12 protein-coding genes are annotated in these 17810 nt (G+C 42.7%); 3 read left to right on the forward strand and 9 right to left on the reverse strand.

The genetic code is table 11. From position 1 onward, the window contains the following. Positions 1-33 precede the first annotated feature (33 nt). Positions 34-3078: a pentapeptide repeat-containing protein gene (locus tag CDG79_RS33075; protein ID WP_094345902.1), complete on the reverse strand. Its 3045-nt coding sequence runs from the start codon at positions 3076-3078 to the stop codon at positions 34-36. A 146-nt stretch (positions 3079-3224) separates the two neighbouring features. Here CDG79_RS33075 and CDG79_RS33080 point away from each other — a divergent pair, with 146 nt between their 5' ends. Both CDG79_RS33080 and CDG79_RS33085 read left to right on the forward strand, forming a co-directional pair. Further along, positions 3225-5024 (forward strand): DUF3685 domain-containing protein, encoded by a 1800-nt coding sequence (locus tag CDG79_RS33080; RefSeq protein WP_094345903.1) that lies wholly within the window; start codon positions 3225-3227, stop codon positions 5022-5024. Positions 5025-5338: 314 nt separating this feature from the next. Then, positions 5339-6049: a diacylglycerol/polyprenol kinase family protein gene (locus CDG79_RS33085; RefSeq protein WP_094345904.1), complete on the forward strand. Its 711-nt coding sequence runs from the start codon at positions 5339-5341 to the stop codon at positions 6047-6049. Between the two features lie 15 nt (positions 6050-6064). Here CDG79_RS33085 and CDG79_RS33090 read toward each other — a convergent pair whose 3' ends face one another. The 7 genes from CDG79_RS33090 to pilM all read right to left on the reverse strand — a co-directional run bounded on the left by CDG79_RS33090 (position 6065) and on the right by pilM (position 14904). Beyond that, on the reverse strand, positions 6065-7519 hold the full coding sequence (locus tag CDG79_RS33090; RefSeq protein WP_094345905.1) for a dihydrolipoyl dehydrogenase family protein: 1455 nt from the start codon (positions 7517-7519) through the stop codon (positions 6065-6067). Positions 7520-7576: 57 nt separating this feature from the next. Further along, positions 7577-8635 (reverse strand): threonine-phosphate decarboxylase CobD, encoded by a 1059-nt coding sequence (cobD, locus tag CDG79_RS33095; protein ID WP_094345906.1) that lies wholly within the window; start codon positions 8633-8635, stop codon positions 7577-7579. 26 nt (positions 8636-8661) lie between these two features. Then, positions 8662-8946: an HU family DNA-binding protein gene (locus CDG79_RS33100; protein ID WP_010998076.1), complete on the reverse strand. Its 285-nt coding sequence runs from the start codon at positions 8944-8946 to the stop codon at positions 8662-8664. 735 nt (positions 8947-9681) lie between these two features. After that, positions 9682-12120 (reverse strand): type IV pilus secretin family protein, encoded by a 2439-nt coding sequence (locus tag CDG79_RS33105; RefSeq protein ID WP_094345907.1) that lies wholly within the window; start codon positions 12118-12120, stop codon positions 9682-9684. Between the two features lie 132 nt (positions 12121-12252). After that, positions 12253-13020 carry a pilus assembly protein PilO gene (locus CDG79_RS33110; RefSeq protein WP_094345908.1) on the reverse strand — a complete coding sequence of 256 codons (768 nt, stop codon included), beginning with the start codon at positions 13018-13020 and terminating at the stop codon, positions 12253-12255. Further along, positions 13017-13793 carry a PilN domain-containing protein gene (locus CDG79_RS33115; RefSeq protein ID WP_094345909.1) on the reverse strand — a complete coding sequence of 259 codons (777 nt, stop codon included), beginning with the start codon at positions 13791-13793 and terminating at the stop codon, positions 13017-13019. Before CDG79_RS33115 ends, CDG79_RS33110 begins: the two co-directional genes overlap by 4 nt. Before the next feature lie 4 nt (positions 13794-13797). Beyond that, a complete protein-coding gene (gene pilM / locus CDG79_RS33120; RefSeq protein ID WP_094332619.1) occupies positions 13798-14904 on the reverse strand; it encodes a type IV pilus assembly protein PilM in 1107 nt (368 codons plus the stop codon). A 140-nt stretch (positions 14905-15044) separates the two neighbouring features. Between pilM and CDG79_RS33125 the strand changes: the two genes are divergently transcribed. Continuing rightward, positions 15045-16343: an ABC transporter substrate-binding protein gene (locus CDG79_RS33125; protein ID WP_094345910.1), complete on the forward strand. Its 1299-nt coding sequence runs from the start codon at positions 15045-15047 to the stop codon at positions 16341-16343. 81 nt (positions 16344-16424) lie between these two features. On the opposite strand, the gene CDG79_RS33130 is transcribed toward CDG79_RS33125, so the two are convergent. After that, positions 16425-17798: a bifunctional folylpolyglutamate synthase/dihydrofolate synthase gene (locus tag CDG79_RS33130; RefSeq protein WP_094345911.1), complete on the reverse strand. Its 1374-nt coding sequence runs from the start codon at positions 17796-17798 to the stop codon at positions 16425-16427. Positions 17799-17810 lie beyond the last annotated feature (12 nt).

Consider the following 17810-nt stretch of genomic DNA (forward strand, 5'->3'; position numbering starts at 1 on the left):
GGGGAGCAGGGGTAAATAAGCAATGCCTAATTACTAATCTGTATTACTATCATCAATGGAGTCATTGCCAAAAACTGTTTCATCTTCGACATCTTCATCATATAAACCTACTGGTAAAATTGTACCTTCAGAGCTTTCGATTACTCCGATCGCAGGGAGTTTGGGCCAATTCTTATCTGTGTTTAGTGTAATTTTGACGGTGTTTAAGAAAGGTTGGTGCGATGGCTGCGGCGGTAAACTAGGCAAATTTTTCAGTCTTTGAAACGATTCTTTGGAGAATAAAGCACCATTATCAGCAGCTAATTTTTTGTCAGCCTCAGTGAGGATGGCATCAAATAAACAGGCGTTGGTGAGATTCGCTGAATTAAGATTTGTCCCCATCAGGTTAGCCTGTTGGAGGTTTGCGCCTGTAAAGTTAGCCTGTTGGAGGTTTGCGCCTGTAAGGTTCGCTTGTTGAAGGTTTGCGCCTGTAAGGTTCGCTTGTTGCAAATTGGCTCCAGCTAAATTTGTCCCGATTAACTCCGCATTGGATAAGTTTGTCTGCTCAAGATTTACCCCAGTTAACATCACTTGCAACAAAGAGGCTCCCGATAAATTGAGTCCAGCTAGAGACTTGATTCGGGTTGCAAAGGCGCTTTTGTGCAAAACGGTTGTCCTCGCAATTAGCACACTCAAAGCCTCTGGATTGAATTCTGTTAAATTGAGTGGATTGCCACAAGGGCAAAAAGGGATTTTTGTTTCTCGGTAGCAAGCACAAAGCAATAAAAACACATTTAATCCTACCGCAGCATTCACCTGCTCAACATTTACCGGGTTTTGCAGTGCGTGGAAATGAGTCAAAGCTTTGTGAACTATCCCTTTATCCAACCAACAGCCTTGACAGTAAGCACGCCAGAAAGACAAAAGCCGTTGGAACAAAACTTCAAAAGAAAACTTGTGCTTTTGCTCCCGACGCAAAATTGCGATCGCCAGTTCTTCAATTTCCTGGCTAAGGATGCCATAACCCAGTAAATTATAAATATGCTGGGCAACACTACTGGGAGAATCAAGCACAAAAGTGAGGGAACCATAAGCCTCATTTTGGCACTGAGTCAATAATATCAACTCAGCAGTCACAGCCTTAGCGCAAAGAAATTCTCCTAGCTTAATATGCGAAAACTCAATTAAATTAGTTTTTTCTGCGCTTTTGTCTGAGCTTTCTAAATTCTGAATCTTAAAATAAAACCCTGGTAGAGGATTAAATTCACCAGCCAAATTAATTTGATGGCGTTGAGAGTGTAAAATTTTCAAAGCGATCGCTTGCATCTGCTCAAGTAAATCTTGGGGATGACGATTAGCGAGTAAATTAGCGATCGCTTCTGGAGTTCGGTGGATATGAGCCGATCCTGAGCGCAGCAGCATTGTCTTGATCTCACCAATTAGCGGATAGCCCAATAACCATCGACTCAGGCGATGGTAAATTTCCAACAGAGAAGACTTTGGGGTATTAGCAGCTAATTGCAACACTTCATCATCTAGCAGTCCATCTCGGTGTAAAATGCCCAATAAATGCAGCATCAGAGGTTGACGGACAAGGGGAGATAATTCTGTAAACCTTGATTGGCTGGCAAATAAGCCTGACTGTTTTAAGAATGTAAAGAAATTTTGAGCGATCGCCAACGATTGTACTTTTGCCCACTGCTGAAACCATTGTTTGAATTCGTCCACATCCAACGGTTGAATGATAATTCGCTTCAATGGTAGAGGTATCTCTGGGGCGATTTCCTGTAATGTTGTTGACCGACTCGTTAACACAATTTTGTGTCTATGCTGAGATTTAAAGTTCAGTAATTGCTGAATAAAAATTGCTTTAGTTCTTATACCATGAGCAGAAGGGGGCAATTCATCCAAACCATCTAGCAGCAACAGACAAGGGGGATTTTGTTGCTCTAACCAAGTTGAAAGATTAACATCAAAAGCAGAATTTAGGGTTTCGGTGAAAGTTTTGCCATAAGTTACATCCCGTAACCTAATTACTATAGGCATCCAAATAGGGTAAAATTCTTGTGCTATCTGTGCTGCCCAGAGTTGGCAAAAACTGGTTTTTCCATAACCAGGTTCCGACTCAATCATAGCGATCGTTTCTAAATCAGCTAGCTGTTGCTGCGCCCATATCTTTAAATCAACCGGCTTAACAGGTTTTTTTTCCTGCTCAAAAATACTTTCCTCTATTGGTAAGCCTTTTTGTGGCACATAGATATCCTTGAGAGAAAAGGATTCTATGAGCAACGGCATACTGAGGTTTTTAATCAAACTTGCACGGTAATGTTCTCGATGCAAATCAATTTTCTCACCGACTGGAGAACCAACTTCTGGAGCGTTCAAAATAGGAGATAATGAAATCCCCAAACGGAAAAACTTTTGCAGTTGGGCTAAAGGGGCAGCATTTTCGGTAACGACTACCAGTATGTCACCAGGAAGTGAGTTGGCCAAACGCTGTGTTAAGAGTTTAGCTTCATATTCCTCTGCACCATTGGCAACTAACCAAGCGATGACAGCATGATTTATTTGTTGTACCAGTAATGAATCTGCAACCAGAGACAGTGCTTGTTCCGCCTGAGTATCAGTTAGTTTACCTGGGGTGAGAGTTTTTAGTAATCCTTGCAGTTGCGAATCTTGGAGGGTGAGTTTACCCACATCCTCTTTAAGTATTTGGGCTTGGATTGGTATACTTGCCCGATCTAGCCACGGTCTTTGCAGGCTTACTTCCTGCTTTAGAATTGTTTGCAAAGCTTGGAGATAGGCAATTTGAAACGCTAGCCATGTGCCTTCGTTACGTTTTAACGGTTTTTTTTGGCTGAGACTACGCAACAGGTTTTCTGTCAACTGGGAAATGACACTGATTTCTTCCCAAACAATCCCTAAAGGTAGTTCTAAAACTTCTACCAAGGTACAGATATCAAAAGGCATGAGGCTTTTGACTTCCATATCCTGAACAATCCGATAGGCAATACCTGCCAATTGCCCTGCCGAAAACCCTCTGATTTGATTGATTGCGATATAGCGTTCTGCCAACCAGTGCCGAATACTCAAGTTCATTTAATTACACAGTGACGGCTGTTTATGGCAATTACGATCGATTTATCAGTTTGCGAAAACAGGTAACAATGAGGGAGACAAAGTTTTGTTTGTATCAAAGCTGTTTTCTGATTAGTAAAAAACAGTGGTTGTGTAATTGATGGAATATGAGCGATCGCCATTTAAAATTATTGTTATTCGACCAAGACCCGATTTTTCGTCTGGGATTACGGGTAGCTCTGGAAGCAATTCCTAACCTGGAAGTAACAGGAGTAGTAGAAACTGACACCACTGCCTTGCAAATTTTAGCAGAAATTGCCCAAGAAGACCCTAAACAAGTAAATTTGCTGGTTTTAGAATTCGGTAATGGCCGCTCCACCACCAGCCAGCAGCTAGGGTTACAATTCTGTCGGCAACTCAAAGCCTTATATCCCAACCTGCCAATTTTGCTCCTAAGTTCTGTGCAAGAACAAGGACTCCTATTAGCTGCCAAATCTATTGGTGTAAATGGCTACTGCGCCAAAGGTACACCACTACCTGAGTTAGTCGCTGCTATGCAAGAAGTTGCAGATGGTGGTGACTATTGGTTTCGGGACACAGAAGCGATGGCTTTGCCAACGCCAAGGGCGAACGCAACTCCTAACTTCTTACTCCCTAGTACAGATGCGATTAATCGTGTCTTTCCCTACTCCCCACTACCTTTTTCTAGACTGCGAAATAATTTACGTTTGTCAGGAATTGCTTACATTGAGGCTACTCTAACCGCAGTCACAGCACAATTACAAGTTCCTGGATTAGCAGTACTAGATCGAGCAATTCTAGCTGGACGGAGGCGAGAACTCCTAGCGGCTCGTTGGTTATTAAATCGGTTGTTAGTTTCATCCCAAGAAAGGCAAGAGAAACATATTCCGGTTGCTGATGAGCCGCCACTCACACCTTTATTGAGTAGTGCCATTGAGCAAAGGCAAACTGTTTCACCTTTACTTAGTCCAGGAACACTACAATCTGCCTTGTTTACATCTTGTGTTAGTAAACTTCAATTTTCTTTAATAAATGTCACAGATGTCCCTTTAGAAATTGACATCTTCCGTGAAGATAAAAAACGAGAATTACTTTATCTTATTCTGCAAAAACTGGCTGAACAGTTGGATGAATTGCGTGCATCTCAAATACAGTTAAATCAATTAAATGAGGTAAAAAATACTTTAATAGGTGATTTATGGCAAGCCGCAATTACAGATTTTTTTGGGAAGTTTTCTCGGATAAAATTAGGAAATAACAATATAGAAATTGTTAATTTATTCCTCCAAAATGCAGAGTTTGTGCAAAGAGATATTCTCAATAAAATTCCGTTAATTTGCGAGTTGTATTCTTATCTGCTATTTCAAACGGAATTGAACATTGATAATACCTCCTATCCAGTAGTGAGTGCTGAAGCAAAATCCCAAACATTAATGATTTTAGAGAACTTGTTAATTCAGGTAGCCAATGGGGTAGTTCAACCACTACTAAATTATTTAGCAGATGTAGAAGAGATTAAACAAAATTTTTATAATCGGCAATTAATTTCTACAAGAGAAATTGAACGTTTCCGAAACGATTTATCATGGAAATATCGATTTAGCAATTATATAAACGAACCAAAAGCAGTTTTTGAAAGTCGCTATGAACTATTTGTAATTGCGCCTCGTGGCATTGCCAGTACTTCAGTTTATGCTTCTCGAAATCAGGAATTAGGAAAACTTTCTAATATTCCTTTAGTAGTGACATTGCTTTTAGAATTTAGTGATGCGATCGCACCGCGCTTAAAATCACTATTATCTTTTTTAGGTAGCGGTATAGTCTTCATCCTCACCCAAATAATCGGTCGTGGTTTAGGTTTAATCGGTCGTGGTATCCTTCAAGGTATTGGTAGCGTTTCGTTACTAGAAAAGAACCTAAGACGAAATAGCGATCGCACTAAGTGAATAAGCCAGGGTAAGCGCATCTAATTTTGTAGCTCTAGATACAGACAAAAAGTTTAAAGCTGTATCTAAATATCAATTTTTCATTCAAAATAGGACGAATTGTCGTAAATGATTGAAAAAACATGGTTCAAATAGCTTTTTATGTTTTTTGACCATACAAAGACGAAAATGTCAATCCCACCCCTTGGCTCAGTGTAGTAATTTTGAACTTATTTGTGCTTTGGGTGAACCCCAAAACTACCGTGTCAATAGGGTTTGAGATGCGCTTACCCTGGTGAATAAGCAAGGGAATAAGTACTATTGACAAATGACAAATGACAAACAATGATTTTATCGGGCTAGCAATTTCTTATATTTACGCGACTAGTCTGCTTGTGATTGGCGAGGGACTGCGTAGGCTGTTTGATGTAAAGCCGGATTTGACCCGTAAGGTGATTCATATTGGTGCAGGGATGTGGGTTTTCGGTGTTCTGCTGCTGTTTCACCACTGGGAAATCGGAATTATACCCTTTGCGACCTTTATCGGACTTAACTACCTGTTCTACCGCTACCGAATTATCGGCGCAATGGATACTGAGGAAAGCTCACCCGGTACAGTTTATTTTGCTATCTCAGTGACACTACTTTTCGGGCTACTATGGCGACCAGACGGGCCATTAGATAATGCCCCAATCGCTGTAGCTGGGATAATGGCAATGACTTGGGGTGATGCATTGGCAGCATTAATCGGTAGACGGTTCGGACAGCATAAATATCAAGTGGGAAATTCTGTGCGTTCCTGGGAAGGTTCGGCAGCAATGTTTGTAGCAAGTTCAGTGGCGATTTTCTTAGTGCTGTTGCTACTACCTGGTTCGTCGCTGAGTCCCCTGGCAAAAACTTTTAGTTTGGGATGGGTTTTGTTAACTACGGTAATAACTGCGACTTTCGCCACTCTAGCAGAGGCAGTCTCACCCCACGGCACAGATAACCTCAGCGTACCTCTAGTTGCTGCGGGTGTAGTTTGGATTGTCATGCAAGGATTTTAACTCCTAACTTCCCCCTCACAAATTCCAATTGCGGCGGAAATGGAAGAAGCCTTCTAAAAATTCTTGCAAAGCAATGTTGTTATTTAACTTTTGCTTACTCCACTCTCTTGCAGCTTGTTCCAGAATTTCAGAGAAGCTGGGATACACAGGAGATAGATTTGCTAAATCTTTGACTTTAATTTTTTGGGACATTGCTAAGGCAATCAAATTAATCAATTCTCCAGCTTCTGCGTTCAATATCGAAGCTCCCAAAATTTCACCGTTGCGTAGCACAATTAATTTACATATACCAGTGGTTTCGTCCCGAAGTTGGGCTACTGCAACTGTTTTAAAATATTGACGCAAAACTAAAACTTCGTCTCGACTAAATAGGCGTTTTGCTTGTGCCTCTGTCAAACCCACTTGCGCCAGCATCGGCACAGAAAACATTGCCCAAGGAATTGAGGAATAATTTACTCGTAACCTGGGGAAAAATAGTGCATTGTTCAAAGCAATTTTTGCTTCATAATTAGCAATATTGGCACAGTCGTAACCACCAATTACATCACCACAGGCGTAAATGCGGTGGTTAGTAGTTTGTAGTTTATCATTCACCACTAAACTCCGCCGATGCCATTTCACGCCTACTGTTGCCAAATTTAGGGATTCAATATTCGGCTGTTGTCCAGTCGCCACTAAAATTTCATCAGTTTCAATGGCTTTGTCTCCTGCTTGAATCCATTTTTTATTCTCAATCAGCTTCACCTGAGTCACTGTTTTATCGGTGAGGACACGCACACCTTCGACTTCCAACTGCGCCTGAAGCAACATGGCTATTTCAGGGTCGATATTGGGTAGAAGATATGGATACTTGACCACCAGGGTAACACTACAACCAAACCGCGCTAAAGTTTGAGCGATTTCAATGCTTTGGGGAATCCCGCCGATAATGACCCAATTTTTGGGTAGTGTCGCTTCCTTTAGGGATTGCCAAATATTAGAAAGGGTTAGATAGCCAGTAGTTTGCAATCCTTCAATCTCTGGAATTTCTGGACGCGAACCACTAGCTAGCAAATAAGTACGGGCGCGTAGTCGGCGATTATTAACGGTAAAAGCAAGTTGGGGTGAAGATTGAAATTGACCGCTACCAACAATAATATCAACTCCCTGCGCGGCTAATATGGCGGGAGAATGCTGTTCTTTGAGATTTGAGGCGATGCATTGAGCATATAGTATCGCTTCTTGCCATGCCATAAATATGTGGCATTCTTCTGAGGTATCAGTATGTGTGGCATGAATACCAAAACTAGCGGCATCATTCAACTTTTGTGCCAGTTTACCGATTTCGGTAAGAGCATGGTAATGAGTAAACCTGTAGTCTACTTTAGGTTCCACCAGGGCGACTGTAGCACGTAGTTGGGTGGCAGCAAGGGCAGCGTAGTATCCAGCAAGACTGCCGCCAATAATTACAACATCATAGTCAATTGTCATTTGTCAATTGTCATTTGTCATGGCGGAGAATGGAGAATGAAAGTTACCTCATCTCCCCTATTCCCCACTCAGCGCTGTTAGTAAGCGTTGGTTATCGGACTCTTCACGTACAGCAACCCGGAAAAAACGATCGCCTAGTTCTTTAAAGCTAAGGCAATCACGGATTAAAATCTGGTGATGCTTGAGTAATTGTTGCTGTAACTGCGAAGTAGACTTCTGGGACTCAACCAGTAAAAAGTTAGCAGCACTTACTTGGGGTTGAAATCCTAAAATTTTAGCCAAACCCTGAAAGAGTTGGTTTCGTGCAGGTGGTAGCCATGCCCAGGTTTGCTGCTGAAACTCCGTATCTTGGAGTGCCGCAATTGCCGCCGCCGCCGCTAGGGTGTTGACGGGCCAGGGGTCACGCCATAGCTGCCATTTAGCTAGGCAGTCGGGGTGTGCGATCGCATATCCTAATCGCAGTCCGGGGAGACTGTAAAATTTGGTTAGCGATCGCAATATTACTAAATTTGCATATTCCTGCACCACTGGAATCAGGCTTTGTTCCTCATCAGGCGGTACAAAATCCATAAATGCTTCATCCACCACAACCAAAGCAAATTGCTCCAGGTAGGGCAAAATAGAGTCCCGTGAAAATATTTTTCCGGTTGGGTTGTGGGGATTATTCAGCAGTAGTCCTTTGTCATTTCTCCTTTCTCCTTTCTCTTTGGTCAATGACCAATGACCAGTGACTAATGATAAAGGACACTCCAGCACATTAGCGTTATACGCTGCCAAGGTTCGGTAATAGTCGCCAAAGGCTGGAGTGATTAAAATTGTCGCGGCTAATTGAGCTAATTCTCTACCTACTAAAGTAAGTAATTCTGCGGAGCCGTTACCCGGCAGAATCCACTCAGAAGGTAGTTGATGGAAGTGACTGAGAGCTAGTCTCAGTTCACTATAGTTTGGGTCTGGATAGTGCTTAAGATTACCAAGCTGGGACACTATAGCAGCGATCGCGCTGTTTGGAGGCCCCAACGGGCTGATGCTCGCAGAAAAATCCAGAATAGCATCAGGGGGACAGCCAGCCAGTGCTGCTGCCCAGGCTAAATTTCCCCCGTGTGCAGGTTGCCGCATTAAAAAAGGGTTCCCGAAGACAGAACCTATGCTTTTGGGGGTGCTACCTTTTCTCTAAACAGTTTTCCTGCCGAGAAGGCAGGAACCCTCGTCGCAGGAATTTCCATCTTTTCATTTGTTTTCGGGTTGCGACCTTCACGGGCTTTACGTTCCCGTGATTCAAATGAGCCAAATCCCACCAACGTTACCTTATCACCAGAGGAAACCGCTTCAATAATCGTTTCCAAAGCAGCAGTTAAGACTGCATCCGCTTGTTTCTTGGTAACACTAGCTTTTTCAGCTACGGCATCAACTAATTCACCTTTGTTCATATCAAACTCCTGAAGGTTTACTTGAGATTCGTTACGGATGCAAATGGTACATCCGTACTGAAATATTGGTTCGCGGGAATAAAAAAATCATCCTTTGGGAGTATTTTTACTCAAAACGGCTGTACATCCCATCGGCTCGACTTTTCAATGAATCATTCTAAGGTGTTGTAGCCTGATGTGGATAGATGAAACCATTAATTTATATAGATTTCAGGATTTTTTGTCATTTTAGGGTAGTTGCTTCACTAAAAACCACCTCTAGGGTAGGAAAAAATACCTATTGAAAACTACGTAGGGGCAGTCCACCGGAGGCATTGCGAGGATAACAGGGGAGGAGGTAGAGGCAGGAGGGAGAGATATAATTATGAGCTATATCAGACGTGTCTGAGGCAAGGTAATAAATATTTGGGCTAATTTCTACAATCGCTTTACCCGATCGCAGGCATTCTAAAGCATCTGAAAATGTAGGCGTAAGAATTTATCTGAGATTACGATTTGTGACGTTGCCACAAGTTACCCCAAGGAATTCAAAATTATTGTTTCTTCTGTTTAACCTGAATTCAACGCCTTATATAGCGTCTGTCTAATTAGCCCAATTAAAAGTACTCTGAGAGGTTTTACTACGTAAAACTATCCCTCTCCGACTTGGAGAGGGATAGTTTTGAAATTTAGTTCAAAGCAGGAAGAGGTGTAAGAATTTGAGCCAAAGGTGACTCACCTGCTCATCATCTTTATCTATCTACCAGGAACCTTCAACCCCCGCCGCTCAAGAATTTGGCGCACTTCTGGGCTGGGATTGTAGTTGTAGCCGTAGGAGGAGTTTTCAGAATCATCCATAATTTGAGGCGTGAGCAATACAACCACCTCATTGCGCTGATTGGATCTATTTGTCTTTCTAAACAGCGCACCAATCAGTGGAAGATCGCCCAAAATAGGAATCTTGGAGATACTTGTCCTATCTTGGTCTTGGATAATCCCTGAGAGAATGAGCGTCTGACCATCTCGTAAGCGAATTAAGCCAGAAGTCAGGGAACGTTCAGACACTAAGATAATTTGTCCATTTCCTGTATCTTGTGAGGCTGTGGGAGCGCTGACAGTAGGAGCAACCGATAGAGAAACGAAACCATTATCGTCAATCCGGTCAATTTTCACATTTAATGTTAAACCAACTTTTTGTTTCTCAATTGTTCTTTCTGTCCTAGAACCACCAGAAGTATCTGTTGTCTGGAGCGTTATGTTTCCCACTACTTCCTGAGTCAGATTTACAAGAGCCTGCTGACCTTCTTGCACAATTAAGGTTGGGTCGGTCAAAATTTTGGCATTGCCATTTGTCACTTGAGCTTGCAAGCTACTGAGAAGACGTTTGGGGAACTGGTATAGAGAAGACAAAGCTGTAGTAGCTGTACCCAAAGTACCTTGTGTGATACTTGATGTACCATCAGCGTTCCTTGTAATGATGTTATCGGTCGCTGGAGTAATATTAGTGAAACCTGGTTGTAAGGCGTTTGTACTAGCGGGCGAAATAGGTTGATAGAAAGAGCCACTTCCTGACTGTGCGATTCTAGTGACGTTACCATTTGCGTCCACTACTACCGTACCTGGGGTAGTTCCTGGAATAGATACAGTACCGTTGGGATTAACAAAAGGGGTTCCTGTCAGTGGATTCGTAATAGTAGGTGTACTTGTGACACTGTTTGCTACTTCAGAACTAGTCGCTGGTCTGGAACCACCGAAATTAAAAGACGCTGCACCACCATCACTGCTGAAGTAGTTGTTGCCAATCCCAAAAGAAAAGCTAGTGTTGTAGTCTTGGGTGTTATTGAGGTTAACATCGATAATCTTGACGTTAACTACCACTTGACGACGGCGGATATCAAGCTGAGTTAGTTGAGCCATCGCCATCTCAACTAGCCGAGGAGGGCCAATCAGGGTCAAAGAATTGGTGCGCTCATCTCCTAATGCCTGTAGACCTCTAAGTAATGGGTTAGAGTCTTTGTAATCAACACGTTGAGTTTCAACTTTGGTTTCTGTAGTCGTCTGAGTTTGGGTAATAGGAGCAGCTGCATTGCCAACAGCTATGGCACTAACACTAGTGACTTGCCGTTCTCGGCTGACAGCACTTTCTGCCCCTAAACCGACCAGAAAGTTCAGGGCGACTCCCACTGTTACTTGATTGAGTCGCAGGCTACGCATAACCATATCACGGGTCGCATTAGGTAGTTTAGGCCCTACAAAAACTGTGCGATTACTGCGGTTAGCTTCTAAACCACTCAAACGCAAGACGTAATTAAACACATCTTGTACTGGCTCGTTTTCTATATCCAAAGAGATTGTTTGAGAAGTTGCTTGTGCAGCACCACCTTGTTGACCTCCACCACCTTGCTCGCTGCCAACATAAGCTAGGTTCAAATTAGCAGCACGAGCAAGCAGTGACAAAACCTCACGCACTGGCGCATCTCGCAATACTAAACGAGGTACACGCTCTTGAGTTCCTAAGTCAATTGTGCTAGGAGAAGCATCTGTAGCGGAAATAGCAATATCTCCCACCGGTGGGGCAACGGCTCTGGGTAAGAAAGGTGGAGCCTGACTCAGAGGTTGACCAGGCCCAGCAGCTTGTGCAGGTTTTCCGTCAATGGTAATTTCTGGGTTTGGAACTAGAACACCTGAATTTTGACCAGATTGGGCTGGAGTAGTCGCAGGCGGCGCTGTGGATGTTGGCGCTGTTGGTGTTGGCGCTGTTGGCGTTGGTGCTGATGCTATAGTGCCTGCGGATGGGCTAAAGCTGAGTGTAATTCCATTTTGCGATCGCACCACCGGTTGACTCTCAGGTGTATTGTTGCTCCCCGTTACCGTCACCCGGATGCTATTGGCATCGAGTTGATTAACTTCGACAGACGCAATTCCTGGCGCTGGGCTATCTTGACGAAAGCTATTACCTTGTGGTAATCGTAATTGAGTATTGATAATATCTGCGACTAAAGTCTTGCCTCTTTTTGTAGTGAAAACTTGGGGGCGCGAACCCGAAGAAGTTTTCAAAGCAACGTTAATTCCACCATTAACTGGATTTAACTGTACATTAGTAACTTGACTAATTTGTGCCCAAACTGGTTGTGCTGCCAAAAATACAAAAGCGGCAGTACCCAATATAAAACTATTACCGTGAAGCTGTTTCACAGTTCATTCCTCACCTTATAAAACCTTGTTTACAAAAAATTCTGAGAAATTAGGAGTTAGGAGTGAATAGTTAGGAATGATAACTCCTAACTATTAACTATTAACTCTTAACTCCTAACCTCTCATTCCTAACTACTTTTTCGGGGCAGCTAAAGCTGCCCCGGCAGCTATTTCTTCTGCACTAAGTGGCATCAATACCTGTAACTGGAATGATGTATTAATCGCTGCTGGCCCAACCTGTACAGGTGTTTTATCTAATGGGGATCTTGACTCTACTGGAGCCAAAGTTGCTTGATAATCTTTAACTATTAACAAAGGCTGTAACCGCTCAATGTTACGAATTATCGATTGTGTTTGCTCATAAGTTCCTGTAATTTCAGCATTGATACTGCTGCGTTCCAGCTTACCGTCAACCTGTAGTCCTAAAGTTCCATCAATAATCGGTTCTGGCTTTTGGGAAACTGGCACAAACCTCTTCAGTTTGGCTCTGACTGCATTAACAGAAGTTGGAGTATTTCCAGACTCAATTAAGCGGTTCAAATCTAACAGCAATGTATCTAAACTTTTTTCGTTAGCGAATAAAGCTAAAACTTGTACTTTTTGCTGTTTTGCCTGAGCTAATTCCTGTTTAACTTTGTCAATCTGTTTGATATTGGCTTTTTTTTGCTCAATTTGCCCTTGCAGTTCAGAGCTTTTTGCTTGCTGCTGCTGATAGCTTTCCAAAGCTGGCATCAGCAAGTTTAACAATATATAACCTGCTCCTGCTAAACCAATTACCCCCACCAAAATGCCAATGATTTTTGGTGTAAAGGCAATGCCAAATACCACGGGGTGGGCTGGCGTTTCCGAGTTGAATTCCCCACCATGTTCGGCAAAATTTAAATCATCACTCAGCGTCATTTTGAAATGACTCCTGTTTGTTGCATACTACGAATTCGAGTCACTAACCCCACTGTGCCTTTTTTTTCCAACTCTCGGATTAATTCCGAAGCTGGAACATCGCTCATAGTCGATTGAATAGTGTATTTAACTACTTGAGGCGGCTTAATTGTTACACCATTAGTAGGTTGACCCGTACCTGGTGGTAAAGGAGCATCCACTAAGGCTGCCGTTATAATTCTGCTTTCTGTGGATTTCAAAAATCGAGACTGTTGTAAGCTTAATAAGAAATCATTGACATCGTTAAAAGAACGAGCCAATCCGGTAATTTCTAATCCTCCAGCAGAATTGTTTGGGGGCTGGCCTGCCGTTACTGCAACGGGTGGAGTTTGCTTGATAGTTTCGATTTGCACTGCGGCTGGGATGCGATCGCGCAAATCTTGCAGCATTGCTGACCAAGGTCGAATCTGGTCAAATACAGTGACTAATGCTTGAGTTTCCCCTTTAATTGCACTCGTCTCGGCTTTGATTTTGTTAAGATTTCCTATTTCTGTATCTAACCGCTTGCTTTCCTGGTCTAGTTGTGCAATTTGACCATTTAATTCAACAATCTTCCCTTGTAATAACCACCAAGCAACTCCCAATAAAGCTGGAAGACCTACACCTACAGCAACTCCTATATACACTGGTGTCAAATTTCCTGTAGGCAGGTTTAGGGATATTCCTCCCTTTCTCTCAGGCTTTTTCTGATATGCTGGGCGATCTTTTAGAAAGTTAACATCTAGGCTATACATTTTGTTACACCTCCCGCATTCCTAGACCAAGTACGATCGCCAACCCAGAGCGTTGCACCTGTGGATATTTCTCAGTGTCAACTTCCAAGGATAAAGAGCCGATTGGATCTATTTGGGTAGTTGGCAAGCTCAGTCGTTGGGTAAAGAATTCATCTAGCTGCTGGAGTCCACCTCCTGGGCCCGCTAATATAATCTGCGCTACCTCCAAATTTTCACTTTGATTGAGGTAAAAATCGATGGAACGGCGCAGTTCATCCGTTAGTTCTCCCAATACTCTTAATATGGCTGCCATACCAGGATCGAGTTCGGTAACGCCGGTTTTCCCGCCGTCTATGGGAGTTGGAGGAATAATCATTCCATATAACAGTTCCATATCTCGTGATGTGGGTAAACTCATTGCCCTTGCTAAGGCTGTTTGCATTTGATAAGTTCCGATTGGAACTGTGCGCGAAAATTGCGGCACTCCGTTAACGATGATGGCAATTTCTGTACTGTCGAACTCTATATCAACTAGTACTGCTGCTTCTTGCGGCCCAAATTGTCGCAATTGCTCGCGAATAGTCCGAATAAGAGCAAAACTGTTAATTTCTAAAACATCAATTTGTAATCCTGCCTGCTCAAATGTACTGATATAGGTATCCGTAATCTCCTTGCGGGTGGCAACTAGGAGTACATGTACTTTTTCAATGCCATCTTCATCTACAAAGTACCCAAGTTTCTGATAATCTACATCAGCCTCTTCACGAGGATAGGGTAAATATAAACCTGCTTCATGGTTGAGTACCATTTCTCGCAGTTCTTTGTCATCTAACTCTGCTGGTACTGGTATAATCCGAACGATAGAATCTCGCCCTGGTACACCAGTAGCAACACGAGAAGTTTTGATTTTGCTCTCAGCTAGCGCCTGCTGGATTAATTGCGCCATTGCTGCGGGGTCGGTGATTTGACCATCGATAACTACACCTTCGGGAACTGCTACCGATATAAAGGTTTCTAGTTTCATGCCTTGACGCTGCTTGCGTAGCTGAACTACATTGACCCGTTCGGGAGCAAGTTCAATGCCGACCCCTTTATTTGATTTGCCAAACAGACTTTTGAAGCTTTTTACCACAGTTGTGCCCGCTGGACTGCTAAATTGAAAATTTAAATGATACTAAAAACGGACTTGGTGCTAATTAATTTATTTAGCCTATAATCTCGACAATTCTGTCTAAGCTTTTCACACCTATCAAGCGTAAAAATACTGGGAAAATGATTCAATTGCGAAAATTTAAACAACTTGTTGCTTTTGTAATGCTTGGCTTATTAACCAGTTGGATTGTAAGTTGCAGTACAAGTAATGTCAGTACAAATACAAAACAAGTTAATTCAGGAGCAGCAACTATTGAGTTTTGGACAATGCAACTCCAACCTCAATTTACCGACTACTTCAAAAACCTAATTGCGAATTTTGAATCGCAAAATCCAGGTATAAAGATTAGCTGGGTCGATGTACCTTGGGCGGCTATGGAGAACAAAATTTTAACAGCTGTCTCAGCAAAAACGCCACCTGATGTAGTTAACCTCAATCCGGGTTTTGCTTCCCAACTTGCAGGGCGAAATGCCTGGTTAGATTTAGATGCAAAAGTCTCAAACGATATACGTTCCTCCTATCTACCAAATATCTGGGAATCTTGTACGCTTAATGGCAAGAGTTTTGGGATTCCCTGGTATCTCACCACACGGTTAACCATTTATAACACTGATTTATTAAAACAGGCAGGTATCAATAAAGTCCCTGCAACCTACGGAGAATTAGCACAAGCAGCGCAACAAATTAAAGATAATACAGGGAAATATGCTTTTTTTGTGACATTTGTACCGCAAGATTCTGGTGAAGTACTGGAATCTTTTGTGCAAATGGGAGTTACCCTAATAGATGCTGATGGGAAAGCGGCGTTTAATTCAGCACCAGGTAAGGCAGCGTTTCAGTATTGGGTGGACTTGTATAAAAAAGGGTTACTGCCTAAAGAGGCTTTAACGCAAGGACATCGCCACGCGATTGATTTATACCAATCTGGAGAGACTGTGTTTCTAGCTTCTGGGCCAGAGTTTCTAAAAACGATCGCTAATAATGCCCCGAAAATCGCCCAAGCTACCGGAATAGCCCCTCAATTGACTGGTGACACGGGCAAGAAAAATGTCGCTGTGATGAACATAGTTATTCCCCGTGACACTAAACAACCAGATGGCGCTGTGAAGTTTGCTTTATTTGTCACCAATGACGAAAATCAGTTAGCTTTCGCTAAAGCTGCAAATGTCTTACCTTCTACAGTCAAGGCATTGTCTGATAGTTACTTTAAAGATGTTCCAACTAATGCTTCAATAGTAGAAAAAGCGCGAGTTATGAGTGCTACAGAACTGCAACAGGCAGAAATATTAACCCCTAATTTGAAGGATTTCAACAAACTGCAAAAGGCAATTTATGAGAACCTACAAGCAGCAATGTTAGGGGAGAAGACTGTAGATAAAGCCGTAGAAGATGCGGCGCAAGAGTGGAATCAAAGATAAATTTGGGAATTGGGAATTGGGAATTGGGAATTGGGAATTGGGAATTGGGGATTGGGGATTGGGAAAAATCTTCCTTCTCTCTTATTCCCCACTCCGTGTTTTTTGTAAAAAATCGCCTACTAGATAAAGAGAACCACATACAATAATTAAATCGTCTGTGGTAACTGCTTCTAATGCTGTGAATAAATCTGGATGGATTTGGCGATCGCTTAATTTGGGACAAAGGCTATAAGCTAGGTTTGCTAATTCCTGTAGATCGGCGGAAGTTCTACCCGGCCAAGATTCTACTGGTATTGGCACTAAAAAAAGGCGATCGCCTGGACGCAACAGGGCGGAAAAAATATCAGCATGATCTTTATCGGCAAACATTCCTATAACCCAGTTGACGGGCTTGGGGTTAACTGCGTCTAAGCTATCAATATACTGGCGAAGAACTTGGGCAGCAGCTGTATTATGAGCGCCATCAAGTAATATTTTATGGTTGTTCCAGGTGGCCCATTGCATCCGCCCTGGCCATTGAGTTTTTGCCATGCCGTTAATTATGGCTTCTTCAGAAATCTGCCAACCTTGTTGTTGGAGAATTTCTAAAGCTGCTATTGCCAAAGCTGAATTCGCTAATTGAATTTGTCCGGCTAATGGCAAAGGATATTTAATTAATTGAGAATTTTGAAGTGTTTGATATTCTGCCCATCCTGTAGCGATTTGACGGGCGGGTTGAGGCGTAAAAATTGGGCATTGTAATTCTAAAGCACGCGATCGCACAACTTCTTCTGCATCCGGTGGCAATCCTCCAACTACAACAGGACATCCAGGTTTGAGAATACCTGCTTTTTCTCTAGCAATGTCCGCGATCGTGGGGCCAAGTTGCTGCCAATGTTCTCGGCTGATGGAAGTGATGATAGTAACCAAGGGTTCCAAGGAAACATTTGTAGCATCCAAACGCCCTCCTAGTCCGACTTCTATCACAGCCACATCGACTTGTTGCTGGGCAAAATATAACCAAGCAGCCGCCGTAATTACTTCAAACTGAGTCGGGTTCCCATATTTCTCTGAAAAGGTTTGATTCCCCTTATCCTCCCTTTTTAATTGGGAAACATAGTCCCCCTTCTCAAGGGGGGTTGGGGGGATCTCCTCGTCACCAGCCCGAATAACCGCTTGGACTTTTTCTAATAATTGGCTCAATTCCTCTGAGGAAATTGGCTGTTCATTTAAACAAATACGTTCCGTCCAATCGACTAAATGCGGTGAAGTGTAGCGTCCTGTGCGATAACCAGCCTCAGTAAGTACTGAAGAAAGATAGGCACAGACTGAACCTTTGCCATTAGTACCAGCAACATGAATTATCGGAATTTGGTGATGAGGATTGCCGAGATTTGCCAATAAGTTGACAATACGATCGAGTCCCAGATGGACACCAAACCGTTGAAGGGGTTGTATTACAGAATCAATATCCAAGGAAGGGGGGAG

The sequence above is a fragment of the Nostoc sp. 'Peltigera membranacea cyanobiont' 232 genome (assembly GCF_002245985.1).
Lineage (GTDB): Bacteria > Cyanobacteriota > Cyanobacteriia > Cyanobacteriales > Nostocaceae > Nostoc.